At 46.9% G+C, this 26,969-nt stretch carries 19 protein-coding genes; 8 read left to right on the forward strand and 11 right to left on the reverse strand.

The window, feature by feature from the left end:
* Positions 1-243: 243 nt before the first annotated feature.
* The 4 genes from NC99_RS02165 (at position 244) to NC99_RS02180 (ending at position 3,037) form a co-directional block, all read left to right on the forward strand.
* Positions 244-1,290, forward strand: a complete 1,047-nt coding sequence (locus NC99_RS02165; protein WP_053179387.1) for a CNNM domain-containing protein — start codon at positions 244-246, stop codon at positions 1,288-1,290.
* 164 nt (positions 1,291-1,454) lie between these two features.
* Entirely contained in the window at positions 1,455-2,201 is a 747-nt protein-coding gene (locus NC99_RS02170) for a lysophospholipid acyltransferase family protein (protein ID WP_053179390.1), read from the forward strand.
* 338 nt (positions 2,202-2,539) lie between these two features.
* A complete protein-coding gene (locus NC99_RS02175) occupies positions 2,540-2,749 on the forward strand; it encodes a (4Fe-4S)-binding protein (RefSeq protein WP_053179392.1) in 210 nt (69 codons plus the stop codon).
* Between the two features lie 3 nt (positions 2,750-2,752).
* Complete coding sequence (locus NC99_RS02180) at positions 2,753-3,037, forward strand: GNAT family N-acetyltransferase (protein ID WP_053179395.1); 285 nt, start codon at positions 2,753-2,755, stop codon at positions 3,035-3,037.
* Positions 3,038-3,080: 43 nt separating this feature from the next.
* On the opposite strand, the gene NC99_RS02185 is transcribed toward NC99_RS02180, so the two are convergent.
* The 7 genes from NC99_RS02185 to NC99_RS02215 form a co-directional block, all read right to left on the reverse strand.
* Positions 3,081-3,797, reverse strand: coding sequence for a hypothetical protein (locus tag NC99_RS02185; protein ID WP_053179397.1), 717 nt, complete (start codon positions 3,795-3,797; stop codon positions 3,081-3,083).
* A gap of 130 nt (positions 3,798-3,927) precedes the next feature.
* On the reverse strand, positions 3,928-8,646 hold the full coding sequence (locus NC99_RS02190) for an efflux RND transporter permease subunit (protein ID WP_053179399.1): 4,719 nt from the start codon (positions 8,644-8,646) through the stop codon (positions 3,928-3,930).
* Positions 8,647-8,805: 159 nt separating this feature from the next.
* Complete coding sequence (locus NC99_RS02195) at positions 8,806-11,886, reverse strand: efflux RND transporter permease subunit (RefSeq protein WP_053179401.1); 3,081 nt, start codon at positions 11,884-11,886, stop codon at positions 8,806-8,808.
* Between the two features lie 12 nt (positions 11,887-11,898).
* Positions 11,899-12,957, reverse strand: a complete 1,059-nt coding sequence (locus tag NC99_RS02200; RefSeq protein ID WP_053179402.1) for an efflux RND transporter periplasmic adaptor subunit — start codon at positions 12,955-12,957, stop codon at positions 11,899-11,901.
* Positions 12,958-12,984: 27 nt separating this feature from the next.
* Positions 12,985-14,469, reverse strand: coding sequence for a TolC family protein (locus NC99_RS02205; protein ID WP_053179404.1), 1,485 nt, complete (start codon positions 14,467-14,469; stop codon positions 12,985-12,987).
* A 16-nt stretch (positions 14,470-14,485) separates the two neighbouring features.
* Positions 14,486-17,821 (reverse strand): golvesin C-terminal-like domain-containing protein, encoded by a 3,336-nt coding sequence (locus tag NC99_RS02210; RefSeq protein ID WP_053179406.1) that lies wholly within the window; start codon positions 17,819-17,821, stop codon positions 14,486-14,488.
* A gap of 18 nt (positions 17,822-17,839) precedes the next feature.
* Entirely contained in the window at positions 17,840-18,733 is an 894-nt protein-coding gene (locus NC99_RS02215) for an ABC transporter ATP-binding protein (RefSeq protein ID WP_053179408.1), read from the reverse strand.
* A 472-nt stretch (positions 18,734-19,205) separates the two neighbouring features.
* On the opposite strand from NC99_RS02215, the gene NC99_RS02220 reads away from it, so the two are divergent.
* Positions 19,206-19,910 (forward strand): energy transducer TonB, encoded by a 705-nt coding sequence (locus tag NC99_RS02220; RefSeq protein ID WP_082326264.1) that lies wholly within the window; start codon positions 19,206-19,208, stop codon positions 19,908-19,910.
* A gap of 96 nt (positions 19,911-20,006) precedes the next feature.
* On the forward strand, positions 20,007-20,948 hold the full coding sequence (locus NC99_RS02225; protein WP_053179411.1) for a mechanosensitive ion channel family protein: 942 nt from the start codon (positions 20,007-20,009) through the stop codon (positions 20,946-20,948).
* Between the two features lie 239 nt (positions 20,949-21,187).
* Here NC99_RS02225 and NC99_RS02230 read toward each other — a convergent pair whose 3' ends face one another.
* On the reverse strand, positions 21,188-21,397 hold the full coding sequence (locus NC99_RS02230; RefSeq protein WP_157624370.1) for a hypothetical protein: 210 nt from the start codon (positions 21,395-21,397) through the stop codon (positions 21,188-21,190).
* Between the two features lie 257 nt (positions 21,398-21,654).
* Positions 21,655-22,335, reverse strand: coding sequence for a hypothetical protein (locus tag NC99_RS02235; RefSeq protein WP_053179415.1), 681 nt, complete (start codon positions 22,333-22,335; stop codon positions 21,655-21,657).
* 140 nt (positions 22,336-22,475) lie between these two features.
* Here NC99_RS02235 and NC99_RS02240 point away from each other — a divergent pair, with 140 nt between their 5' ends.
* The gene (locus NC99_RS02240; protein WP_053179417.1) at positions 22,476-24,110 is read left to right on the forward strand and encodes a sensor histidine kinase; all 1,635 of its coding nucleotides are present in this window, start codon (positions 22,476-22,478) and stop codon (positions 24,108-24,110) included.
* A 13-nt stretch (positions 24,111-24,123) separates the two neighbouring features.
* On the forward strand, positions 24,124-24,813 hold the full coding sequence (locus NC99_RS02245) for a response regulator transcription factor (protein ID WP_053179419.1): 690 nt from the start codon (positions 24,124-24,126) through the stop codon (positions 24,811-24,813).
* Here NC99_RS02245 and gldB read toward each other — a convergent pair.
* Both gldB and NC99_RS02255 read right to left on the reverse strand, forming a co-directional pair.
* Positions 24,810-25,811, reverse strand: coding sequence for a gliding motility lipoprotein GldB (gene gldB, locus NC99_RS02250; RefSeq protein ID WP_157624372.1), 1,002 nt, complete (start codon positions 25,809-25,811; stop codon positions 24,810-24,812). The two genes, NC99_RS02245 and gldB, sit on opposite strands and share 4 nt — an antisense overlap.
* 148 nt (positions 25,812-25,959) lie before the next feature.
* Positions 25,960-26,784 carry a hypothetical protein gene (locus tag NC99_RS02255; protein WP_053179423.1) on the reverse strand — a complete coding sequence of 275 codons (825 nt, stop codon included), beginning with the start codon at positions 26,782-26,784 and terminating at the stop codon, positions 25,960-25,962.
* Between the last annotated feature and the right edge of the window lie 185 nt (positions 26,785-26,969).

Below are 26,969 nucleotides of genomic sequence, written 5' to 3' on the forward strand. Positions count from 1 at the left end.
AAAAAAAAAAAAAAAAACTAGACCACCCTCTTCCGATCTATCCCTTGAAACCAATCACTTACACCAAAGTAAAAGCAGCCCGAAAAAACGGGGAAGCGGCCAACGGCTGCAAAGCAGGAGACCAAACGCACATTTTGCGTAGGATCTAAACTGCACAACTTAATATGCTTTCGGAACTTTTCATCTGAATTGATCGCATTGTCCGACACAATTGCTATCTTTTCGCCAAAAATACCGATCCACATGAGTATGTTACTGTTTTATTTGGCCGTGGCCCTGGGGATCTCCTTCTTATGTTCGATTCTCGAGGCGGTTTTGCTTTCCGTCAATTACTCCTTCATTTATTTAAAGGAGCAGGAAGGAAGCCAGGCGGCCAAAATACTGAAAGACCTGAAAAATAAAATTGACCGTCCGCTGGCGGCCATACTCACCTTGAATACCATTGCGCACACGGTTGGAGCGGCCGGCGTTGGCGCCGAAGCGGTCAAAGTGTTTGGTGCCGCCCACTTTGGCCTAATCTCGGCTGTGCTGACCATCCTCATCCTGGTGCTCTCCGAAATTATACCAAAGACCATTGGAGCCAGTTTTTGGCGCGAGCTTTCCCTGCCTGCAGCACGAGTCATTCATCTGTTGATTATCATCACTTACCCACTAGTACTTTTTTCAGAATTTATTACCCGTGCCGTTTCCAAAAACAAACCAGAGCAGTCAGTCAGCCGCGAAGAAGTTGCTATGCTGGCTTCGCTGGGGTTGGATGAAGGTATATTTAAGGAGACCGAAAGTAAAATCATCATCAACCTGATTCGGCTGCGCGATATTAAAGTCAAAGAGATCATGACTCCGCGCACCGTCATGCTGGCAGCACCCGACACCATGACTTTATCCAACTTTTTTGGGCAGGAAAGTTTCTTTCAGTTTTCACGGATTCCGATTTACCAGGAAAGTATCGACAAAATTACCGGCTACGTTCTGAAACAGGATGTGATGGAAAAACTGGCTGCCGGCGCCACCGAAGATTTACTGGCATCACAAAAACGAGAAATTGTGGTTTGCTACGAGAATATTACGGTGCCGGTTCTGTTCGAAAAACTATTATTTAACAAAGAACACATCGCCCTGATTATTAATGAATATGGTGGAACAGAAGGATTGGTAACCATGGAAGACGTCATGGAAACCATCCTGGGGTTGGAGATTACGGACGAAAAAGATATTCAGACGGATATGCAACAGCTCGCCCGCGACCGCTGGGCCAAACGGACGAAAGATATCAATATTGGTCACGAGTGATTGGTTATTGTATGGGCGCCATGCCAGGAGCCTCCAGCCCTTATGATCTGTGGATTCGGCGTTTTTGAGAAAACAGAATCCGAGCTTGGGAAACCTTCTGCCCCAAAGTACAGCTTTCCCATATTTTTTGTTCTTTTGTGGCATTAAAATCAATTTATTGTGCAATGAAAAATGTGCTTGGATATTTGCTGACACCCGTGTACCTACTGGTTTTTGGCTTGTTGCTGTTGGTGTTTCACCCCGTACAAATGCTTTGCCGCCGACTGGGTGGTTATCATCCGCGAAAAAAGGCGGTCGACATACTCAACTTCTTGCTTATCTACAGTTTGTCAATCATGGGCTGCCGGATTCGTTTCCGGGGCTTTGAATTGCTCCCTGAGGGACGCCCTTTGATCATTGTATCCAACCATCAAAATACCCTGGATATTCCACCCATCGTTTGGGGTTTTCGCAAGCATCATCCCAAGTTTGTGTCGAAGCAGGAACTGGGCAAAGGCATTCCCAGTATTTCGTATAACCTCAGGCACGGGGGCTCGGCTTTAATTGACCGTAAAAACGGGCGCCAATCAATTGTGGAAATTACCCGCCTGGGAAAACACATCGAAAAAGAAAACTACGCTGCCAGCATCTTCCCCGAAGGAACACGGAGCAAAACCGGGCGTGTAAAAACCTTCCAACCTGCCGGAATTGCCAGCCTGTTGCGGGCAGCTCCATCGGCCATCATCGTGCCTTTTGTGATTGACGGCAACTTTGAGCTGATGCCCAAAGGCTACTATCCCATGACTTTTGGAACACCACTGACCTACACCGTTTTGCCGCCAATCGATCCGGCAGGACGCGACGTGAAAGAACTAACCTTGGAGGTTGAACAGCAAATCAAAAAACACTTGGGACAGGAGATTGAGGGATAGATGATTGATTATTGGTCATTGGTCATTAGATCATTAGTCATTTAACTGTCATTCGTCGCTGGTTGAACTTGAAACTCGAAACTTCACGAGCTCGTCATTCGATCATTAGTCATTTGATAGTCATTGATGGCCATTTAATTGTCATTCGTCGCTGGCTGAACTTGAAACTTGGAACTCGAAACTTTACGAGCTCGTCATTAGCTAATTGGTGATTGGATGATGAGTTGGTGGGACAGTCAACCAGGCCTGTGCGAACAATTTCGATGTTACACGCTTTTAATGGTAGGCATTCGCCCAATGGCGTTCAGTCGAAGACTCATCATTAAAACCACAAGCAAATGAAAACAAAAGAGTACAGCAACGGAGAAATCACGATTTTATGGAAGCCGGATCGATGTATCCATTCCGGTGTTTGTGTTAAAACATTGCCTAAGGTTTACAAGCCGATAGAACGACCGTGGATTCAAATTGAAAATGCCACATCGCAGGAGTTGATTGATCAGGTTGCCCAATGCCCTTCGGGAGCTTTAAGCATCAAAGGACATTAGCCCATGGCCGAAATCAGACAGGAAGACCATGGCAAAAAGGGACGCTTCGTGATTTACGAAGATGGGGAGCTAGCCGGGGAAATGACTTACACCTGGGCCGGGGAATCGCGGTTCATCATTGACCATACCGGAGTAGACGAACGCTATGGCGGCAAAGGGTTTGGCAAACAACTGGTGATGGAAGCGGTAGCGTATGCCCGTCAAAAAGGAATCAAAATTTTGCCACTCTGCCCCTTCGCAAAAAGGGTATTTGACAAAGAACCAAAGCTTGCGGACGTCAGGTTTTGAATGACCACCAAGCCTTTCTGGCACACAACCAGGCACTTCGCCACTAAATAAACCGCTCCCGTTTTTGTAGATTGAACAATCCGTAGAGAATAAATACCAGCGTTCCGGCCACCAGGAAAATTCGGTTTTTCAGGGCAATGCCTTCCCAAATCATCTCATTCATGTTGCGTGGCGGGTTAAACGGGTTCATGAAAATATTCCACATGGTCCGTTCCGTTGCTTCACTAATAATAAGCAGAAAAACACCAAGAATGACCATGACAACGGCTGTTCCGTTTCCATTTTTAATGATGGTGGAAAACATAAAAGCCATGCCTCCCAAAAAGAATACCGGGAACATCAGCTGTCGGGTCATTTCGAACAGGTTAACCGGTGTGAGGAATATGTAGCTGATACCGGCAAAGCCAATGAGCAGCAAAAAGACCAACACGAAGACCAGCACCAAACGCACCAGCCAAACTTTGTAGCGGTAGTCGGGGATGCCAAACAAGATTTCCAAAATCCCGGCGTCCAGATCATTTTGAATGCCAAAGGTCATCGGGTAAAAGATGAGCAAAATAGCCGGGAAAAGCAGGGTGTCGTACACAAACTCTTCATCGGGCAGCTCGCCGTTCCACACCGCCATGATGGCCACAAAAGCGAAAAAGGCAAAAGCCGCCAGCAAAAACCAGATAAAACGACCCCCGAATATGATCCGGAAATTGTATTGGATCATCTTTCCAACAAGGTTCAATGTATTTTTTAGTTTGAGTGTGTTCATGTTGTTCGCAATGATTGGTATTAATTGATCAAGTCATCCTGAACATGTTTCAGGATCTCATCACTCTGAAACAGATTCCGAAACAAGTTCGGAATGACTCCTCTTAAACTCAGGCAATAATATCGCCCCATTATTTCAAATCCTTTATCAAACACAAATAAGCATCTTCCAGCACCGGCTTGGCCATGATGGCTCCATCAGCCGGCTTTTTGTGGCTCAGCATCCGTACCCGGATATTGTCGCCCACCCGCATGTGATGGGTTACCATGTGCTTGTTCGGCATTTTATCGAAGTCGGACGCAGGCACATCATACTGCCAGACCAGATTATCGGCCAGGTTCACCATGTCGATCGGTGTGCCGTGATATTTCACCTGTCCCCGGTTGATCACCGCTACCTGGTTGCACGAGCTCGAAATGTCTTCGATAATGTGCGTTGAGAAAATGACGATGCGCTCGCGGCTCAGCTCAACCAGCAGGTTCCGGAACCGGATGCGTTCGCGCGGATCAAGGCCAGCCGTGGGTTCATCCACCACCAAAATCTTGGGCAGGTGAAGCAGAATTTGTGCAATACCGATGCGCTGTTTCATTCCGCCGGAGAAGGAGCCAATTTTATCGCCCCGCTTTTCCCACATGTGTACCGCCTTCAGAACATACTCAATTCGCTCGCGCCGTTCTTTCGCATCCGTCAGGCCTTTTAGCAACGCCTGATAATCCAGAAACTCCTGGGCGGGCATGGCTTCGTAGGTTCCAAACTCCTGCGGCAGGTAACCGATCAGGCCTTGCAGCTCTTCGCGCTTTTCCTGTGTATCAATCCCGTTGATCCAGACCTTGCCGTAGCTCTGTTCAAAAATTCCGCAGATGATCCGCATCATGGTCGACTTGCCCGCGCCATTGGGCCCCAACAAGCCAAACATGCCGGTACCAATTTCGAGCGAAACGCCATTCAGCGCTTTAAACGGAACCTTACGCTTGCCAATCACCGGAATCTGTTTCACCAATCGCAAAGTTGCTCTTCTGAGGTTTCCAAAGCGCCCGGTGATACGGTCAATGTTCACTTTTTCTTCATACAATCGTTTGGCTGTAACTGAAATCAGCAAAGCCAGGTACCACAACACCGCAAAAGCGACGACAAACCCAATGAAGTCGGTTTTCTTCCAAAGAATAAATAATTCGACCAAAGGTAACAGCCAGTACAAAAACAGTATTGCATATTTCTGAATCAACTTATAAACACCTTTTTTGCTTACTGCATGCCGGTGATCCAGGTAAATGGCCACTGGTTTCCATATCTGGTTGAGATACAAGTAAATCATGACCAGCATAAAACTGATCCAAAATACCGAACTCAAAAAGAAAAAGGTAAAATAGATCATGAAAGCCAGCAAGGGCAATTGCCAGATAAGTTGATCAAATTCTTTAATGGAGTGGTAATCCTTTTCCAGTCCTGCCCGGCGCCGGATATTCAAACCACCGGCCCACTCGCGTGAAAAACGTCCCGGACGATCATAAATTTTCACCAGGTTTTGAATGACAATATGAACCCGTTCGTCGGGTGCAACCAGTCGGGTTCCCGCTTTTTTCAGGCTATTCAACACAAACCAGGTGACTCCCGGAATCAGCACCACGGCTAACACCGTATCGAGCAACTGCCAGGTCAGCTCATCTACTTCAATATAAATCATGGCCAAGGTGCCCGCCATGGCAGCAATCTGGAACACCTTTAATTTCCAGTCCAACTGGTTGAACCACTCCAGCGCACTTTCGAGCCCCGAATAAAATGTCGGGATAAAAATGAGTGTCAGCACGGTGCTCAGCGCCAGTCCGCCAATGACAATGATGGCAAACGGAGCTCCAATCACACTCACATATTCAGCTTGGCCCATAGCCAGCGGCACCATCGCAACAATGGTGGTAATGGTGGTAATCAGGATGGGGCGAACGCGCGACAAGCCGGCAGTCATCAAGGCACGCGGACGCCGGTAGCCCTGCTTACGTAATATATTGCTGTAGTCGATCAGAATAATGCCATTGTTGACCACCACGCCCAACAGGATCAGGAAGCCAATCATGGTGTTGGCATTGAACAGGCTGTTGCCCGTCAGGATTAGCGCCAACAGCGAGCCGATGGCAGCCAGCGGAATGGAAAACAGCAAGACAAATGGTGTGGCAAACGACTCAAACACCGAAGCCAGAATCATAAAAATAAGGATGATGGCCGCCAGAATCAGGAATTTAAATTCGCCCAGATCATCCTCTTCATGAATAACTTCGGCCGCCACGCCCGCCGGAAAATTATACGAAGCAATCAGTTCATCAATCTCGAAGCGGTACGATTCCAGCAGTTCGTTTGACTGCCGGGCTTCATCAATCAGGCTGTAGGTTATTTCAATTTGCTTTTCCTGGTTCACCCGGTTAATACCGGCCAATCCCCGGGCGTAAACCAATTGGGTGAATTTTTGCAGGTCGTGTAAACCGCCTGCCGCATCGCTCACCTGCAGCACCTTCAAATCGTCCATGGTTCGGGGCGGCTCTTCTTCCAAAGGATCTTGCTCGCCTTGCCGAATGATGATTTCGTATTCATCGAGCCCTTGGTTAAACTGTACGCCCGTTGAAATTTCGCCTGAAAAAGAGTTCAGCTCACTGGTGACCTGATTCATGTTGATGTTGTACTCGGTCATCAGCAAAGGATCAAACAACATGTGCACTTCCGGCCTGTTGTCGGACACGTTGAGCCGCACGCGGTTGATAAATTCAAGTTCATCCAAAAAGTATTCAATGTCTTCCGCTACGGTTTGCATCATCTCAAAATCCTGCCCCTTCAGCACCACTTTCTCCTCGTTGCTGCCAATCCCCAACAGGCGCTGAAAATTGCCCATCATGTTACGTCCGCCGCCAAAGCCGCCGCCACCTCCGCCTCCGGAGCTACTTTGCTCGAAGGAGATTTCAGCCGCACCAACGTTTCTGGTCAGCTCGCCCACCACCGATTTAATCTCAGCAAAATTTCGTCCATCAATCTTTTCAAAATCTTCCAATAGTTTTACAGTGACCACCGCCTCTTCCTCTTCAATCGTGCTAATCACATCCTGTTTTTCTTTCAGGTCGGCCAGCTTTTCTTCAATCTTACTCACCGTTTCATCGGTCGTTTCAAGGCTTGAGCCCGAAGGCATAGTAATATACAGGTGAATCTGATCTTCTTCCACCTCCTGCAAGGAGCTGACGCTGATCGCCAAACTACCAAATACCGTGATAAAAAAGATGACGACTGCTCCGATAATCGTTCCGGCAGGATTGCGCATGCACGACTTGAGCAGCAACAGGTACACCTGCACCATCCGGTTGTTGGTGGTTACTTTTTCAAACGAAATGGCCTTGCCACTTTTCCGTTTCAGAATGAAGTGAATAGCCATGGGCACAAACAGCAGTGCCACGACCAGCGAAACGAGCAAGGTCGAAATGATGGAAACCCCTACGTTTTTGCCCAGCATTTCAATCATGAAATTGGTGGAGAAAACAAAGGGCAAAAACACGGTAATGGTGGTCAGTGTGGCCGCCACGATTGATCGCCACACCTCGGTGGTTCCTTGGGTGACGGCCGAGTCCGGTTCCATCCCCTTACCCGCCAGCCGGTATATATTTTCGAGCACCACCACACTGTTGTCGAGCAACATACCAATAGCCAGCGCCATACCCACCAGCGTCAGGCTGTTTAAAGTGATATCATAAGCGTAAAATAAGTTGAAAGCAGTAAACACCGACACGGGAATGGCCAGCGCGATGAAGGCGACAATGCGAATATTTTTCAGAAACATCCAGAGCACAAACACGGCCATCAATCCACCAACCAATGCCAGGTTGATGATCTGGTCGATATTTTTCTCCATGGTTTCGGCCGAATTATCCTGAACAAACAGTTCGACATCCTTACGGGCCAGCTTCTCATTGAGTCGTTCTACCAGCTCCAACGTCTTATGCGACAGTTCAATCTGGTTGGCCTGCGAGTCGTTAATCAGGCGAATGGTCACCGCATCCTGCCCGTTCACGCGGCTGTAGCTGGTTTCTTCTTTCACCCCAAACCGAACGTTGGCAATATCTTTTAACAAGATGGGGCCTTCGGCAACCACCAGGTTTTCCAGATCACTCACCTGATCATACTCGGCGGTAACATGGACAAAGTAATGCTTTTCCTTTTCTTTCACAGCACCCACATAGGTGCGCGATTGGGAGTTTTGCGACAGCAGTGAACGCACCTGCCCCGGGGTAATATTATAAGCTTCGCAGGCCTCCATATTCAAAATCACTTCAATGGATTTTTCCTGCCCGCCAAACACATTCACACCGGCAATGCCATCCAGGTTTTCCAGGGCGGGTGCAATATCCTCATCAGCGATGTTTCTGATCCGGTCAACACCGCCACTGCCGCGCGCTTGCAGCTCCATAAACTGGTTGCTCATTTGCGACAGGTCCACCCGGTTCACGCTCACCTGGACTCCTTCGGGCAAGCTCCCTTGTATCTCATTGATTTTTTCCTGAAGTTTGAGATAGGCGAAACTGAAATCAACTCCTTTCTGGTAGTAAACAACCACGGTTCCCATGCGGGAGGTGATATTCGACTCGAGCGACTCGATGCCTTCGAGCGTTCCCACCGCACCTTCAATGGGAACGACCACCTGATTTTCGAGGTACTCCGGATCGGCTTCCTGGTTTGAAACAGCCTGAACAAACAGGAACGGGAGCTCTGCGTTGGGCAACAGCTCCACACCCAGTTGTTTATAAGAGACGTAGCCCAGCAGGGTTAGTCCTATAAACAACATGCTGATCAGGGTCTTTCTATCGATTATAAATTTCATCAGTAAATAATTTGTTTTCAGTGGTCTGATGGAACTCACATGTTGCTGAAAATTATTTTCACTAGTGTTTATGTGCGGAGCAACATGTTCGTTTCATTGGTCTATTTCCTATTTAGCTGTTTACCATCTACAAACTGTAAATCGCAAATGAGCAAATCGTCAATTATGATTTCTGATCCGGTCTTTAATCCCTTCAATGGCTTCGTACATGCACGGAATCACAACCAGGGTCAACAAGGTTGAGGTTACCAGCCCGCCGATAACGGCCAGCGCCATGGGTGAACGCAGCGAAGCACTTTCGCCAAGCCCCAATGTAAGCGGGAACAAAGCCAGAATGGTGGTTAAACTGGTCATGATGATGGGGCGAATCCGCTGCTGGCCGGCTTGTAAAATAGCCTCCAAACGTTCCATTCCTTCATTTCGAAGTTGAAGAATCCGGTCGACAAAGATGATGGAGTCGTTTACCGCAATGCCCACCAGCATGATGATCCCGATGTAGGCCATGATGTTCAGCGTTTTGCCCAACATGAAAAATACGAGGATGGAGCCAACCACCGCCAGCGGAATGGTCAGCAAAATGGTGAATGGATGCAACAACGACTCGAACTGGGAGGCCAGCACCATGTAAACCAGTATGATTGACAGGATCAGTGCAAAACTTAAACTGGCCATCGACTCTTTCCGCTTGGCTTCTTCACCACTAATGTTGACTTGGTAGTCCGGCGGAATATTCATTGGCGCGATGGCTTCCTGAATGTCTTTCACCGCCCGGTCGAGCGGCATGTCTTTTTCCAGCTGCCCGGTTATTTTGCCAATCCGGTTTTGATTGCGCCGATACACTTCTTTCGGCGACTGACCAATCCGGATTTCAGCCAATTCGTTCACCATAAATTGTTGGTTCGAGCTGGTAATCTTCAACTCGTCCAGCTGCGAAAGCCCCTTGTCGGGCACTTTAATGACAATGTCTTGCATTTCGCCTTCGCGTTTCACCTGACCCGAGGCTTGGCCAATCAATTGATCCTGAATTTGGGAAATGATGTTCGTCACGCTCAGGTTGTACATGCCTGCACGCAGTCGGTCAACCAGGATTTCCACTTCGGGCGAACCTTCTTCCAACGATGACTCGAAATTGTACATGCCCGGCAAACCTTCCACCCGGCTTTTTACTTCCGCAGCGAGCGTTTCAATCACCTCCAGATCTTCGCCCTGAACTTCAATCACCAAAGGTGCTTCGTCAGTTCCCATGATGCTTTTCAGGGCAGTCTCATCCTGCTGATAGCTGATTTCCATCCCCGGAATCTCCCCCACCGCCTGGCTAATTTTCCGAATGGCATCGGTGGAAGCCAGTTGGCTTTCGGGACTCAAAATCAGTTTGATGGTGGCTGTATTTTCACCCTGAAAAATATCGGTTGCCGAACCGCCAACGCCACTTGACGGACCCACATGACTGAATACCGTCTCCAGGTTTTCGCCCAGTAATTCGGTCACAATGGCTTCCATATTTTCAACAGCAGCAGTGGTCCGTGCCAGCCGGGTTCCTTCCTGCAAACGAATGTCCAAGCTAAATTCACGGGTTTCCGTTTTGGGCATAAATTCCGTCCCAATGAAGGGAAGCAACAGCGCCGATCCACCAACAAGAACGGTGGCCAGCACAATAATCGTCCACTTCATTTTCAGTATTCTTGCCAGAAAATGACCGTAGCCTTTCACCTGAACCGAACGCGAGCGCACTTTCTTTTTCTTATTTCGATAAAACAGGTCGAACAACATGGGAATAACCAAAATGGCGACGGCCAGCGACGAAATCAGAGAAAACGCCACAGTCCAGGCCTGGTCCTTAAAGAGTTCGCCCGAAGCGCCATGCAAATACACAATGGGCAAAAACACGATGATGGTGGTGATGGTGGAAGCTGTGATGGCACCGCCAACCTGGGCTGTCCCTTCAATGGCTGCTTCGCGAACGGACATGCCCGACTCGTGGTTTCGGAAAATGTTTTCCATCACCACAATGGCATTGTCAACCAACATACCGGCACCCAGTGCCAGCCCTCCCAGAGTCATAATATTCAGGCTAAGCCCGTTGAAATACATCAGATTGAAGGTGGCAATAATGGAAATGGGAATGGCGATGCTGATAATTAAAGTACTGCCGGCACGACGAAGGAAAAGAAAAAGCACAAAAACGGCCAACACAATTCCAAACAAGGCCGACTCCTCTACTTCATTAATCGCGTCGCTGATAAAACTCCCCTGGTTGGTCACCAGTTGTAACTCATAACCGGGCAATGCCTTTTGAATATCTTTCAGGCCCGCGTTAATTTCCTCCACCGCTTTTACTGTGTTAAACTTGGTTTCCTTATAAATGGAAAGGCCCAAACAACGCTTGCCATTGAGGCGCACGATATTGTCGGCTTCCTTGTTTTGAAAGCTGACCTTGGCCACTTCGCGTAAAAAGATGGGGGCAAAAGCCGCTGCTTCGTTGTCGGCTGCAACCTGTTTGTAGCCGACAATGACATTTTCAAAATCCTCAATATCGGTCAGTAGGCTGACTCCCTTGACCACATAACGCAAGCCCATTTCTTCGATGCTTCCACCCGAAATACTCTGGTTGAAGCTCGCAATGCGGCTACTGATTTCGTCCATCGTCAGGCCAAAAGCATCGAGCAGGTAGTCACTGGTTTCAATCAACACCTCCACATCCTCGGCACCTGAAACTTCCACTTCGGCGACTCCTTCGAGGCGAATCAGTTCGTTACGGATATAGTTGTCGGCTACTTTGCGCAGCTCGTTCATGTTATTAATGGTCGGATGACTCAGTCCCACAAGCATCACCGGCGACGAGTTGGGATCGTGCTGTGTAATGTTGATGGCGTCGATATCCTGGTTTTGGGAGAAGGAAGTCACGGCTTTCTGCAAATCCAGAAAGGCATCATCCATATTTTTGTTCCAGGCATATTCAACGGTAATTTGGGCGCTTCCCACCTTCGACACCGACGACACTTCCACCACATCGGATTGGCGGATAGCCAAGGCCTCGAGGTTTTCAACAAACTGGCTTTCCATCTCTTCCGGTGGCCGTTCGCCCGACTCCAGTTCGATAAACAGGCGCGGGCTGTTTAAGTCCGGGAAAAGGTCAACGCCCAGCTTGTCGTACGAGATGTAGCCCAGCAGAACCACCCCAAGCACCATCATCAAAACGGTAACCGGATACTTGACCGAAAATTCGCTTAACTTCTTCACGGTACTTCCTTTCTATTTGATGATTTTTACTTTCGAACGGCTACGCAAGGTTTCGAACCCTTTCACGACCAGTCGGTCGTTAACTTTCAGGCCGGAAGTAATTTCCACCTGGTCCTTATTTTCATAGCCCAATGTGACCTGCTTCTGTTCTGCAGTTCCCTGCTCAACAACGAAGACAGATTTTCCCCGTTGGTTTGAAATAATCACATCTTTGCGAATAACAATCACACTATCCTTACGATCCAGAATAATGTCCGCCTGGACAAACATGCCCGGGCGCAACTTCAGTTCGTCGTTATCGATGCTGAGTTTTCCGGTAAATGTGCGGGTTTCGGTGCTGATAGCCGGCGACAGCTCTTGCACCACGCCATGAAGCGTGTCTTCAGGCAGGGTATAATTCATCACGCGAACTTGCTGCCCTTGTTCCAATTGGTTGATGTATTTTTCGGGCAGGTTGACTTCCATCTGAAGCTTTTCATAGCTCATCAGGCTCACGACTTCCGTTCCGCTGGCAACCCGGTTGCCTTGCGTAAAATAGGGCAATTTGGTAATTACCCCATTGAAAGGGGCGCGCACCTTCATTTTTTCGAGTTGAATTTTGGCCAGTTCGTAACTGTCGCGGGCATTGACCGCTGATACTTCGGCATTGCTCAACTCACTTTGGGTGACTCCGCCTTTGTCGAACAGCGATTTTTGCTTGGTATAGTTTTGTTCCGATATTTTCAGGTTCAGCTCTTTGGCTTCCATCCCCAGGTTGTTGAGGTACTCCTCATCTTCCAACTCAACAATGACTTGCCCCTTGGTTACCCGGTCGCCCAGCATAAACGGTTTGCCGGTGCGCGAGTTGGTTGCCAGCGAATACCGTCCAGCCATTTCGGTGGTCAAAATGGCTTCTTTGGTGGCGGTCACGGTCCCGGTTGTATTGATGGTTTGTTCAATAAATCCGGGTTTCAAATCTACAACAGAAACAGGAATGGCGATTTCAGCTTGCGAATCGGCGCTTTGGTTATTGCACGCTGCCAAACCCAGTAGCGCGAATAAAATAACGAAATGATACAAATTGATCTTCATGGGATTGCTTTTTATAAGGATGGTGTTTTAGTTTTTACTTTTCAGGATTAAGTCTTCCGGAACAATTCCTTTACGCTGCTCAAAGTCATACAAGGATTGAATCTTCAGGTTGAGCAATTCAACTTTGTAATCGATTAAAGCTTGAGCATAAGACATTTTCTTTTCCGAAAGCTGTGTTTGAAATAAGTTCAGGTCCATACTGGTGAGATCGCCGTTGGCATAACGTTCGAGGTTGATCTCGTAGGTCAGCTGTGCATTTCGTTCGTTCTGCTCGGCAATATCAATCTGGTTACGGATATTTTGAAGCGAGCGGTACACTTGGCGGATATCCATAATGATCTGGACCTTCTCTTGCTCAAAACCCAGCTCCTGAGTTTTAATAACCGCTTCCTGCGCTTTGATTCGTGATTTCTTTTCACCCCAGTCGAATAGCGGAACATTGAACGACAGCGAAACCCGCGGGTTGTTGGTTGGATTTTCATAAATGTCACCCAGCTTGCGGTTGTCGCCAATAATCCCGACCGAAAGGTTCATGTTTCCCTCAAATTCGTTCAAGGCATTGGTTCGGATCAAATCAAATTGCGAGGTTTCAATATCAATCTCGCGCTGGCGAAGCTCCATTCGTGAGCTCAATCCATATTCGATGGCCTTTTGCAAATCCACATCCACCGTGTTCACATCCACGCTGGTCATCACCGCAATTTCCTCAAAAATATCCATCCCAATATATTGCTTAAACTGGTCCTTAAAATTTTCAAGGCTCACCTGCTGATTCTGCACATTCGACTTGGCAGTGGCAAAGTTCAACTCGGCCTGGTACAATTCTTCCCGGGCAGCCAAGCCGGCGTCCACTTTATTTTTGGTGATTTCGAAACTTTTCTCCGTATTGGCCAATTCATCTTCGGCAATGGTCAGGCTCATTTGTGCCATGTAAACATTGTAGAAATATTGGGTCACCAGCCGCTCCAGGTTGAGTCGCTGCATGGCATAGCTGAGGTTTGAATTTTCCAAATCCAGTTGCAACTCCTTTAGCTGAAGGCGTAAGCGGTTGTAGGTAAACAACGGCTGACTGAGGCTCAGGTACAGGTTATTGGTGAAGGATCGGTCTTCAATATTGTTGATGTCGCTGGTACTTTTCTGCCATCCAAAACGGTTCACCAGCGACAAGGTTCCATCGGTCACCAAAATGGGCTGCGCAACGGTAAATGTGCCCGATGTTCCAAGCGACTCGTTGGTGTACCAGCTTGAATAATAATCATCGAAAGAACGGGTCCGACTGTATTCAATCGGATTCAGGCTCAATGAGAACTGCGATTTTAGGGCTGCCTTTTGGGCATTGAGCGATTCTTGTGAACGTTCCAGGTTGAGCAACGAGCGCCGGATATCCGGACTGTTTTGCGAGGCGATGTCCAGTGCCCGCTCCAGGTTCAACAATTGCTGTCCGAAAGCCATGCTGCCCGGAAACAAGGCCAGCAAAATCAGGAATTTGAGTTTTGTGAAAAATCGTTTCATATGAAATCTGTTACTTTTATTGTTTTATCAGTTTGATTGCATCGGCAACCACCATGCGGGCTTCCGACTGGTTGGTCAATTCAATTTTTGCGGTGTCGGGCGAAAAGTAATACCCGCCAAGCAAGTTCCAACCCACTTCCGCAGTTTTCAGGTCAACAAGCACTTCTTCATCGCCATCATCGTGATGCACAATAAAATGGTATTCACCATCATCACCACCCCGGCGCCCCCGGCGTTCTTCTTTATACACATGAGCATAAACCTGGTAGTAACCTTCTTCTTTGATTGGGACATTCCAGGTGGCCACTTTATTGCCTTCGCCCGAGCGCAGGTAATAAGCCGAACGAATGTAAGCCCCATAAAAATTGGAATGCGTGGTCAACGTCCAGTTTCGCGGAGCACGCCAGCTCGAAAAACCAGAATATTTGCCGGTGCTTGTTTCCTCGGTAATCAGCAGCTTGCGCAACAAGCTAGTTTCATCTTCGCCAACCACAGCAAACCCAGCATCCTCATTGTCGAGGATAATTTCGTTGTCTTCGGCAATACGAACCGGCCTGTCGGTGATGTTTTCTCCCTCGTAAGGAACCGCTTTTTTATCTTCTTCAATATTGTCGAGCGGCAAACGGATTTCAGACGGAATATTTTTCGACGTCAGCGTATTGATGTTGGCTCCGCGCGGAGTACCACTGAGCAAATAGCTCACTTCCTTGGTTTGGTGCCCTTCGAGATGAATCAACTTATTGATGGTTTCGGGTGCGCCACCGCCTCTGCCAAATCCCCCTCCCGGACCTCCGCCCAAGCGAAATTCAACCGAAATAATTCCTTCCACATCTTCGGTATTGCTCACCTTAAATTTGACCATGGTTTTCAGCTGATCTCCATCGAGCACGTTCACCGCGGTGACATTGCCAACCAAAAATGCGGGCAACTGCGTGCTGCTAAACCAACCTTCCATGTAGGGAATCAAATCGATGCCAAATTCATCCAAAATGGCATCGTTAAAATCCTGAATGCTCGAAGCCCTAAATTTGACATCCCTCAAGTAATCGTACAGAAAGTCTTCAAATGCTTCTTCCTCCGCTTTGCGTTTAATAACGGAGAATAAGGCCTTTCCTTTCAACTGAATGACATTGTCCACAATCTGTTTATGGGTTGGATCATCCAAAATCTCTTCAAAACTTTGGGACAAGAGCGCCAGGTTTCCTTGTTCATCTTCCGACATGCCCTGCAAATCGCGCATCCAGCCCATACCCGGATTGGTGGACGCTTGCTTTTTATAAGCTTCAAACACGCGGTCGGCAACCGGCCAACGATCAGACCGAATGTAAAAAGCGTAATTGTAGAAAAGCGGAAAGGCATAAAAAGCATTTTGCTTTTCCTCAACCTGAACTTCGCCCTGCGTACGACTAAAATCAGGTCGTCCTTGTTCCCGGGTGAAGGTGGCCAGAAAGTTCTGCAACACCTGGATCTTCTTTTCTTCGGGCGTCAAATTTTCATCACCGCCGCCACCCCAACGGCGTCGCTGATCCATGCGCCCGTAAAAGTCGGCTTCATCAATCAGCAAGCCTTTTTCGGGATACAAAATCATTTCGGGTTGAATTTGCTCGCGGGCACCGCTTAAAACCCGTTCGTACGAATAAAACTGAATGGGCACTTCAACCAGGGAAAAACGCTCAAACGGGTAATACAAATCGACATTTCGTTCAAAGTCCTGGATGGTTTCGGTAATGATTCCCGGAATCGTATCTTTTATTTCCTCGAAAAATTCAGAAAAATAATCATGCCCTTTTCGGTAATAAATGCTGAACTCCAGCCCGTCAATTTCTTTGTTCATTCGCTCGTAATGGCCAATAGCCAGTGAGATTTGAGATTGCGCATGCGAGTTGCTAAACACAAAGCGGCCGCCATCTTCTTCAACAGTGCCTTGCGAAACAGCGGTGAGGCCAGGCTGGGTGTTCACTTCGAGCCGGTAGTTGCTAAACTGGCGCGACAGCCATTGTTTGTTTTTCGCGCCAAAGCCGGCACCAGGAATCGGGTACCAGTTGTTTTCACGGGTCAGCAGCACATATTCCGGTGTGATAAAAGCATGGCGCTTATCAATTTGGTACATGAAATTGCGGTAAGCCGCCTGCCGGGTTTCGTCGTCAATATCTAAAAAGCAAGCGGCCTCGTTGATCGTTCCCGAATAGGAAAAGCCGAGTTTCAACTGCTCACCGGGAGCCACTTGCAGGCGGGTCAGTTCAACCAAGCCCAACTTCCGTTCAAAGGCTTGTTCTTTTCCGTTAACCGTCAGCCGGGTCAAGTTCAAGCCGGGGTTAAGGCTGAATAAAACGGTTGACAAAGTTTCGTTCGCATCGTTTCGTGCATCCAGTGTGGCTTCGCAACTGATGGTTCCACCCTGGTGATTGAGCTGAATATCGTAGTTTGAAATGGCCAGTTGCTTCACATCCAGGTATTGGTCATTCAGGCTGATCATTTCCTCCCGCAGGTTCTGATTTTTCAGGAACGAACCAACGTGCATACTTCCGAGGAAAATACCGCCCGCCAAGGCTATGGTTCCAAACAAGAAAGAAAAAATCCGCATGGATTCGGAATGCGGCAAACGGCGCAAAAGCAAGACGGTGTAAAAAATAAAGGCGATTCCCAGACTCAAATACATACCCCGGTGGATCAAAATGGTCTCGAGATTGCCGAATCCAACGAAATCGGAAAAAGTGAGCGGAATATTAAATGCCATGTAGTCGAACAGGTAATAAACCTTATCCTGAAGATAAAACAGGGAAATGGCCACATAGCCAAGCAAAACCACAAAAGTGACGGCCTGGTTGCGAATAATGGACATGATCAGGAACGAAAGCCCCATAATAAAAATCAAGGTCGGCACGCTGATCACCAAAAAATAGGCGCCGTAGGCCAACCAGTTTACCGCCGTGTTTTGGGTGATCAGATTAAAGATCAAGGCAATTGTAAGGATGATCAGATTCAGCACGATAAAGACAACCAAATTGCCAAGCGTTTTCCCAATAACATATTCGCCATTGGTCATCGGACGCATATAGATTACTTCGGTGGTATCCAGTTTTTTATCACGTTTCAGGAAGTCGGAAGCCAGGAAAATGGCAATCACCGCCTGAACTACATTCAGAAACAACAAGTTGGTATAAGGAATAATGGATGGCAAACCTTTCATGGCCCACTGTCCTGCGCCTCCGTTTGATTCGATTAAGACCCCAAAGTTGAAAAGCGAAAGGAAGATCATCGCCAGAATCGCAAAAATCCGAAAGAACCAGCTTCGCAGCAAGGTTTTTGTTTCGTAGCGGGCAATGGAGCGAATATTGTGAATTGAAATCATAAATTCAGGAGTTGAAGGTTAGATAGCGGTCCATTGATTTAACTGACTTTCCATAAAATAGACATAGGCATGTTCCAGGTTTGGATCGATATTCTGCCCGGAGTAGCCGTTAATCTCATCGGCAACCACCTGAATTTCCCAACCATCGCTGGTGGGAACATTCGAAATAACCGGATACTTTTCGTTGATTTCCTGGTATTCTGACTCAGTGGCGTGAATCAGCCAGACTTTCCCAACACACTGTTCCACCAGATCGTCAGGCGAACCACTATAGGCCAATTCTCCGCGATTCAGCAGCGCCATATTTTTACAAGTACTCGAAATATCGCCTACAATATGGGTCGACAGGATGATAATCACGTCGTTGGTTGAAATGGTGGACAGCAGGTTTCGGAACCGGATGCGCTCCTCGGGATCCAAGCCCGTCGTTGGTTCATCAACGATAATAATTTTTGGACTATTGATCAGCGCCTGGGCAATTCCCAAACGGCGTTTCATTCCGCCCGACAAACGGTTGGCCTGCCGGTCGCGAGCCTCAAACAAGCCCACTTCTTCCAGCATTTTATCAACGGCACTGGCTCGTTCCCTGCCCGATTTCATTCCGGCCAAACGGGCAGCATAATCCAAAAACTCGTGGGTGGTCAACTGCGAGAAAAAACGAAAATCCTGTGGCAAATAGCCCAACATTTTGCGAATTTCTTTCCGGTTCTTCACCAAATCGTAGCCATTAACGGTGACTTTTCCGTGGCTCGGCTTCATCAAAGTGACCAAAATGCGCATCAAACTTGATTTCCCGGCTCCGTTGGGCCCCAGCAAACCAAACATCCCATTCTCAATTTCGAGATGTACATCGTTCAGTGCCCGGTTCCCGTTTGGATAGATTTTACTCAGTTGATCAATCGTAATTTTCACAGTAATAAATTTCGTTTAGCTTGTAGACTACTATTTTTTCCAAACGTTTAACTCTTTGCATCAGCAAATGAAAAAGAAATTACAATAAGAAATAAAATAGTCCCTCGAATATTGGAAAACGCAAGCAAATCGCCTCATTTATTAGACGAAAGTTAAAAACCAATCGACCAAATCCCGATGTTAAGCGTATTCCAAGCTCCGCTGGCGTAAGCGCTGTGAAAAGAATTCCACAAAATTCAAAATTATTCCACATCAGGTTCTTTTTTGATTATTCATTCAAAACCACGCGCCAAACCCCACACAACCTTCATATCCTGCGATTTGAATAAAAAGAAACCACAGCATGGCACGAAATTTCCAACACGATTAACTGTTGATTTGCATTTTCCACAACACCATCACCCCAATCAGGTGAAAAATGCCAATCGATACGAAACACAATAGAAGTTGAATCAGAAAAATAGGAGTTATTATGAATTGGAACAGAAGATTGAGCAAAACTTACAAAACACTGATAGCATCATTCATTTTGATGGCTGGTGCGCTTACAGCGACCGCACAGCATGATGACTTAAACTATGATGAGCTGGAAAAGATGCAGGATAACATAGAGGGTTACCTGTTTCAGGTTTACGAAATTGTTGATGACTATCCAAACTTCGGCTACGAATATGTTTATCACAACGGACACCTTGACCGTGTAGCAGTATCGGGTATTGATGATATGGCGACCAAAAAAGAGGTTGCAGAACTGATGCACCTGTTTAGAAACGAGAAAGATAAAATGAAAAACTTTGCTACCCGCGTTGGGATTTACTACGCTCCGGAGCAGGAAGCAGAACCTGAAATGGGTTATGAAGCCTTTAGACAGGAAGTGATGAATAACATCAATTACCCGGAAGGAGCAGAAAACTTCGGTGTTGAAGGCACAGTGTATGTTAAATTTATTGTTGAAGAAGATGGTGAAGTATCGTTTGTTACCGCAGATCAAGACATTGATTCGCCTTACGAACAACGTGTCAAGAAGCTGGAAGAAGCGGCCGTTGCTGCCGTTGAAGAAGTTGATGCTGAATGGGAACCCGCCATTGTTGATGGTACCATTGTAGACTCATGGGCTGTCATCCCGGTAACTTTTGATTTTCAAAAAAATCCGTCGTTGCCAGTACTCATTCAATAATCAAACAGTTAAGCATCCAAGGTTGCTCCATGCGGGGCAGCCTTTAATTGTTTAAAGCACCAATGAGGACATTATCAATAAAAAAAACAAAAAAACATGAAAGACTTCTTTACTGCTGATTTTTGGGAAACTTTTGCAACTAGCCTGGCTGAGTGGATTATCACAGAATTGCCAGCCATCATCATTCTCGTTGTGCTTTTGCTGATCGCACTCCGGGTGAGCAGTTTCATGCTTCGAAAATTGAAAAAAGTATTGACTTCCAAAACCGTTCATCACAACGATGAGCCCAACCTGGAAGTTGAAAAACGACTCAACACGCTCATGGGAATCGTGAAAAAAGGCGTGGCCGTTGTCATCTGGGCCATTTTCATCATGATCTTTCTGAAAAAAATCAACATCGACATTGCTCCAATACTGGCTGGTGCCGGTATTATTGGCCTGGCCGTTGGTTTTGGTGCCCAGGAGCTGGTGCGCGATTTTATTTCCGGATTTTTCATTTTGCTCGAGAACCAGATTCGAACCGGCGATGTCGCCATTATTAATGGCACCGGCGGGTTGGTTGAGAAGATTGAACTGCGAACCATCACACTCCGCGATTTATCGGGTGTGGTTCATGTTTTCCAAAACGGAAAGATTAATACCGTTTCAAACATGACCAAAGAATGGTCGGCGATGGTTTTCGACATTGGCGTGGCTTACAAGGAAGACCTGGATGAGGTGATGCGAATTATGAAAGAAGTTTCGGAAGATTTACGTAAGGATGATCAATTTAAAGACTTGATTCTCGAGCCGATGGAAATTTTCGGTTTGGATAGTTTTGGCGACAGCGCACTGGTGGTGAAAGGTCGGATTAAGACCAAGCCGATTCAACAGTGGACCGTAGGACGGGAATACCGCAAACGACTGAAAGTTGCTTTCGACAAACACAACATCGAAATTCCATTCCCGCATCAAACAATTTACTGGGGCAAAGAAATTGATCCGCTCAAGTTGTCGATGGACAACAAGACAACAGCAGCCATTAAACCGGCTGAATAATACGAAGTTGATTGACTTTGAATTCCCTAACTGCTTGCAGAAGTTTATCTTTGTCAATCAATTAAATCTGCGTGAAGGTAGATTGAAAGCTGGCCGGATTTACTACCCGGTCAGCTTTTCTATTTGGTTCGAATGGTGTAAAACACAATTGGCTCCCTAAACTTAAAACTCATCCTTTCTTTTATGAAAGCCAAAACGCCTTTTATTAAAACTGTCTATTCATTTTTGAAAATCAATACCTACTTTGACAACAATTCAACATTCTTATTTAAAAATCCAACATCATCTATTAAACTTCTAACATCACATTTTAAATTTTGAACCTCCCCATTCAAAAATGTAACCTCATCTACCAACAGTCTTACCTCATCTGGTAAAAATCCAACCTCATCTGGCAAAAGTCTTACCTTATCTGGCAAAACTCTTACCTCGTCTGGCAAAAGTTCCACCTCATCTAGCAATAGTTTAACCTCATATATCACTAGCTTGACCTTTCCTTATAAATCCTCAACCTATTCTTACAAAAGCAAAACGTGATCTTGTCAAATGCTAAGCAATTTTATTCAAAGTATGCCCTACTTTATCAAAAATAAAACACCTTTTTTCAAAACCGGTACGCTATTTTTTAAAATAATTTACGCTCGAATTTCTTTGTGGAATTGAAATCGAAGTAGAAGGTTGACCCAAGGCCGAACTGTCTTTCCGGCTATTTTTCTTCTTCTTCGATAATCATCTCTTCTTCGATGTCAAACTCTTGTGGCTGGTCGTCCCGCTTTTTACGGATGATCTCGATCTTCTCGCGCCCACCGCTCAAATCTTTTTTCTTGTAAGAAATCACATCAGGATCGTCCAAGCGAATGACCATCTTGTCATCCGGATGCCGATCCAAATATTGAATTGGCATGGGTGGGTAAGGAGCCCCTGGCACATGAACAAACGCCCGATTATGACGAAAAGATCTGTTTGGAGCCATCGGTCCATCACCACGCCGGATCATCATCCGCATCCCGAGCGAATCACAGGCAAGCAGACTGTCGCGAAGCATGATTCGGTTTCCCCGGTGGCGCATAAACGGGCGGTCGCCCGGCGCAAAGACAAAGACGTCTTCGTTTTCGCCATCCGAAAATTCATACCGAAAGCGATTCAACCGTCTTTTCAGCGTCGAATCAAGCCGGCACCTTAAATCCAGCTCATCAATCCAGGCAAAACCTGTTTCATCCCCCGATATCAGCGTATCCAACACGGTTCGTTCGCCATTGACGACCTTCACCATTTTTACCCGCCGCTGCCTTTCCGGCTTTTCATCGGTTTGGCCCGATACCAAAACAGCTGGCAGCAGCAAAAAAATAATCAGTGCCCATCGGCCAATCTTCAAATTTGTTTTCATGTGTATTGCTTTAAAATTGATTTCTACGAAAACAAAGGTAAACCCACTGGCACCCAGATCTCAGTTAAGGCCCGGTTAAAATCTGTTAAGGGAAAGTTAAAGTCAAAAAAGCCCCGACTTGAAATAATTATCTTTGAAACATGAACAAACGCTTTTTTATCTATTTAATGGTGCTCATGGGTGTGTCAATCCTGGGTATCATTGCTATTCAGCTGATCTGGATCAACAATGCCATTCAGGTAAAAAACGAATTGTTCGACCGCAGTGTGACCGAAGCACTGAACAACACCGTGCGGCGGATTGAAATTCATCACGATGTGGAGGTGCTCACCGGCATTGAACGTCCGGGGCGGCCCTACTGGCAACGCAACGGCCGCAATGCGCCGCCTGTCCCGCCGCGGGCCGTGCGAATCATCCGCGATTCTGAATCGAACAAAGGCAGGCGAATTGAATTCGAAACCCTTGAAAATGACAGCAACATTCAGGTATTCCAGTTTTCGGCTCCCGGCGACACGCTGGTTGAGCACAGCAGCTTTTCATTTTCCGACGGCGACACCATTTACACCACCACAACTGCGCTCACCCACTCGGCCCTGACTCAACTCGATTCCATCGAAACCCTGACCAACAAGTTCGGGGAACTCAATCCGCAATTACAAAGGCGCCTGGAAATGCGTTCCGAAAATTTGAAGAGATTCGGCTCTCGCTTTGTGCGCGAAATGGCGACACTCGATTTGGAGGAGATTCCGCTGAGTGAAGTCAGCAGCCTGTTAAAAAAAGAACTGGAGAACCAAAACATCAAGCTGGATTTCGATGCGGCTATTCTTGAGCACGACACCATCCAGTCGATGACCGAACATGCCGACAGCCTTGGACTTGTCGGCACCCGCTACCAAACCGATTTGTTTCCCCGGGCCATTTTCGACCGCAACACCAAGCTGTCCGTATTCTTCCCCAAGCAGGAGCGATACATCTACCGATCAGTTTCGTGGCTGCTGGTGGCCTCGCTTTTCTTCTCCATTTTTATCTTGCTGACCTTCACCCTGAGCATCTTTTTCATGCTGCGGCAAAAGAAGATATCAGAAATGAAGTCGGATTTCATCAACAACATGACCCACGAATTTAAAACACCCATTGCGACCATTTCTGTTGCCGCCGATTCCATCCGAAACGAAAAAGTGATCAGCCAACCCGAAAAGATTGGGTATTTTATCGACATGATCAAAAAAGAAAATGCCCGCATGAACCGGCAGGTTGAAGACATTCTAACCATCGCCCGGCTCGATAAAAAAGATTTCGAATTCAACTGGGAGCCACTCAATTTTCATCAGTTGATTGAAGGTGCCATCGAAGGCATTGCTTTGCAAGTGGAAAAGCGAGGTGGAAAAATTGAAATCAACTTACGGGCGGTCAACCCAACCGTCACCACCGACCGGGTTCACGGTGCCAATATTATTTATAACTTGCTGGACAATGCCAATAAATATTCGCCCGATGAGCCCGAAATAAAGGTGGAAACCTGGAACAACGCCAAAGGTCTGCTCATCCGGATTTCAGATGGCGGTATGGGTATGAGCAAATCGGTTCAGTCCCATATTTTTGAACGCTTCTACCGGCAAACAAGCGGCAACATTCATAATGTGAAAGGATTTGGCTTGGGGTTGAGCTATGTGAAAGCGGTGGTGGAAGCCAATCAGGGAGCCATTGCGGTTCAGAGTGAGCCAGGCAAGGGCAGCCAGTTCGAAGTGTTCCTGCCGTTTATGAGAGACAACTAAAAATCGGAAAACAATGGATAAAAAACATCACCTGTTTTTACTGGAAGATGACCTGAGCTTCGGGGCGGTCCTCAAATCGTACCTCGAGTTGAATGACTTTGAAGTAACTTGGGTGGACGACGGTAGCCGGGCACTGGAACGTTTCCGGAGCACGCCGTTCGACCTTTGCCTGCTCGATGTGATGCTTCCGCATGTTGACGGATTCACGGTCGGTGCGGAAATCCGGAAGATCGACAAACAGGTTCCGTTTATTTTCCTGACAGCCAAGAGTCTGAAAGAAGACGTGCTCCGCGGTTTCAGCATTGGCGCGGATGATTACATCACCAAACCGTTCGACACCGAAGTACTGATTTGCAAGATTAAAGCCATTTTAAACCGGAACGGGCAGATAAAGCAAGTCAGATCCGTGCAACACCAGCTGGGCAACTACCTGTTTGATGTGCCCCTTCGAAAGATTTCGATCGGCGAAAAACAACAAACGCTTTCACCTAAAGAAGCTGATTTGCTGGAAATGCTTTGCCTGAACAAAAATGAATTGTTGCCGCGCGAAACCGCCTTGTTAAAGATTTGGGGTGACGATGGCTATTTCACGGCCCGAAGCATGGATGTTTACATCACCAAGTTGCGCAAATACCTGGCTGATGATTCTTCTATTGAAATAAAAAACGTGCATGGCAGTGGTTTTCTGCTCAAAACCAACTAATCCGGCTGGTAGCCTGATTCGTTTAAAACCTGTAAATAGTCCTGGTTTTCCATCAGTTGTTTTAGTGTAACCTCCGGGTTCTTTTTCATGTACGACCGCACAATTTGCCAGCCTAGCCAGACGCCCACCCGCCCCGGCGATTCCGGTGTAAAACTTGACGTGTACGGCCCGTCATCCACATAACGCTTGATGTCCATTCGCTTGGTTGAAAACAACAAGTTATGCTCGGCCAGGTAGGCCCACATGGCGCCTTCGCTGGCCTTGCAAAATTCCAGCTGTTCATTGGTGTAGCCAATTTTCAGGCTGTCGTGCACCTGCGGCTGCATGGCATCAACAAAATAAAGCAGGCTTCCTTCGTAAATCATACTTTCAATCACTTTACTGGCTTGCGTGCTGATTGGGTACTCGGTCATCGCCCAAAAATAAAGGGCCTCGGGCACAATCTTTTGCGGGTGCATATTCCTGATTTTATAAGCCGGCAGCCCCAGCCGCGGATAGTAATCAAAATCGGCTCCCAGGTATTTATCCAGGCTGATCCCGATCAGCGAATCGGCCAACACCACCGACTCGTTTAACCCGCTGATGCAAGTATAAACCGCCGGCACAACTTTTCGCGGGAAATAAAAGCGGTAATGCTTGAAAGCTTCGGTAAAATCATGCTTCAACCCTGCCCGATCAATCCGCTGATCCGCCTCACGTTTCAGATTCACGATCATGGTGTCTGACAAAAAAGACGCCAGCTGGGGGTAAAAATCTTCATCGCCAGGCTCGCCAATGCCGATCATGTGCTGATTGAACAAATTGAAGAATGTGCCATACGCCTGCTGCAATTCCAACACTTTTTCCTCCAGATTATCGGCCGGTGCAAATAAATCATCTTCGTAATTTTTGAAGATCAAATCAAGCTCGACTTCCGAAACATCAATTTTCAACGGATTACGCTGACAGGAGAAAACAACCAATCCTACAAGCATTAAAACAGTTAAGCGAGTCATCATACAAAAGTCTGTCAAATTCAGAATCAAAATTAATTTCTAATCAAGAAAAACCCCGATATTCCGCAAAAATCGGGGTCAAGCTTATAACTTGTTAAACTAACAAATATTTTCCAAGCCCAAAATTTTTATTTGGGCACACTGCCAAGGGCTACTCTTTCCAAACCGAATCAAGAACTTCCCACAATTCAGCTCGCACATGACTCCTTGAGTTCATCGTTTCTGCAAACAGTTTGTCCATATCTTTTCCCGCATGGGCCTTATTGAAAGCTGCTTCGGTATCGGCTGCACCCAGTTTCGAAAAATCGGCAAAGTAATCAACCGTCACATAATCGTAAGGCATGTTGGTTCCGAATGGATATACGCCTTGCCACAACGACCAGCCGGCACGCGTTCCGGCATTAATCAGCTCTTGGTGCACTGGCTTCCAAACCGTCAGCTCATTGTCAACATACGCTCCGCCTTCGCCCGGTTTTACTTTCATGTAATTCACCTGAATGTATTTAAATTCTCCCGGGCCACCTTCCGGATACACAGCATCCACCCTGCGGATAAGATTCTGCCGGACAAGCTGCCTGCTCTCCATGGTTCTCTGGAAAAGTGCGTCCAAGTCTTTCCCCGGATGAACCTTCTCCACATCCACCGAAAAGGTATGTTCCAACTTGGCAGGGTCGTCAAAAAGAGCAACCGTCACATAGTTGTATTCATCGTCGGCCCCGGCGTAGCGAACGCCATACAAAACCCAGCCAACAATTTCGCCCTGGTTGATCCGTTCTTGGTGAATCGGTTTCCACACCGTTTTTTCAACATCCACATAGTTCGCTTCATTTCCCTGCTTGACTTTCATAAAGTCAATCACTCCATAGAGTGAGGGCTGGTCCTGAGCATTGCCCATCATTGGCAGTGCTCCAAAAACAAATACCATGGACAAGGCCAACAGCATTGCTTTTTGCATCATGTTACTTTTTGTCTTCATTTTTAAGTGTTTTTGAGTTAATCAATCAATTTGCTTACAAAAGTTACGACTTATTTAGATCAAATAAAAATAAAACATCGAACAACTTACTCTACACAAGCTACTTACGATAAATATTGGCGCTTGACAAAATGAAAACAGAATCGATTATGAAAACCGATTGCCTATTTCAAAAGAAAGTTGGA

This window comes from Sunxiuqinia dokdonensis (genome assembly GCF_001270965.1).
GTDB lineage: Bacteria > Bacteroidota > Bacteroidia > Bacteroidales > Prolixibacteraceae > Sunxiuqinia > Sunxiuqinia dokdonensis.

What these genes read in the sequence shown, in the direction of transcription:
- NC99_RS02165 (WP_053179387.1), top strand. Translation starts at nt 244, where the DNA reads ATGAGTATGTTACTGTTTTATTTGGCCGTGGCCCTGGGGATCTCCTTC.
- NC99_RS02170 (WP_053179390.1), top strand. Translation starts at nt 1,455, where the DNA reads ATGAAAAATGTGCTTGGATATTTGCTGACACCCGTGTACCTACTGGTT.
- NC99_RS02175 (WP_053179392.1), top strand. Translation starts at nt 2,540, where the DNA reads ATGAAAACAAAAGAGTACAGCAACGGAGAAATCACGATTTTATGGAAG.
- NC99_RS02180 (WP_053179395.1), top strand. Translation starts at nt 2,753, where the DNA reads ATGGCCGAAATCAGACAGGAAGACCATGGCAAAAAGGGACGCTTCGTG.
- NC99_RS02185 (WP_053179397.1), bottom strand. Translation starts at nt 3,797, where the DNA reads ATGAACACACTCAAACTAAAAAATACATTGAACCTTGTTGGAAAGATG.
- NC99_RS02190 (WP_053179399.1), bottom strand. Translation starts at nt 8,646, where the DNA reads ATGAAATTTATAATCGATAGAAAGACCCTGATCAGCATGTTGTTTATA.
- NC99_RS02200 (WP_053179402.1), bottom strand. Translation starts at nt 12,957, where the DNA reads ATGAAGATCAATTTGTATCATTTCGTTATTTTATTCGCGCTACTGGGT.
- NC99_RS02205 (WP_053179404.1), bottom strand. Translation starts at nt 14,469, where the DNA reads ATGAAACGATTTTTCACAAAACTCAAATTCCTGATTTTGCTGGCCTTG.
- NC99_RS02210 (WP_053179406.1), bottom strand. Translation starts at nt 17,821, where the DNA reads ATGATTTCAATTCACAATATTCGCTCCATTGCCCGCTACGAAACAAAA.
- NC99_RS02220 (WP_082326264.1), top strand. Translation starts at nt 19,206, where the DNA reads ATGAATTGGAACAGAAGATTGAGCAAAACTTACAAAACACTGATAGCA.
- NC99_RS02225 (WP_053179411.1), top strand. Translation starts at nt 20,007, where the DNA reads ATGAAAGACTTCTTTACTGCTGATTTTTGGGAAACTTTTGCAACTAGC.
- NC99_RS02235 (WP_053179415.1), bottom strand. Translation starts at nt 22,335, where the DNA reads ATGAAAACAAATTTGAAGATTGGCCGATGGGCACTGATTATTTTTTTG.
- NC99_RS02240 (WP_053179417.1), top strand. Translation starts at nt 22,476, where the DNA reads ATGAACAAACGCTTTTTTATCTATTTAATGGTGCTCATGGGTGTGTCA.
- NC99_RS02245 (WP_053179419.1), top strand. Translation starts at nt 24,124, where the DNA reads ATGGATAAAAAACATCACCTGTTTTTACTGGAAGATGACCTGAGCTTC.
- gldB (WP_157624372.1), bottom strand. Translation starts at nt 25,811, where the DNA reads ATGATGACTCGCTTAACTGTTTTAATGCTTGTAGGATTGGTTGTTTTC.
- NC99_RS02255 (WP_053179423.1), bottom strand. Translation starts at nt 26,784, where the DNA reads ATGAAGACAAAAAGTAACATGATGCAAAAAGCAATGCTGTTGGCCTTG.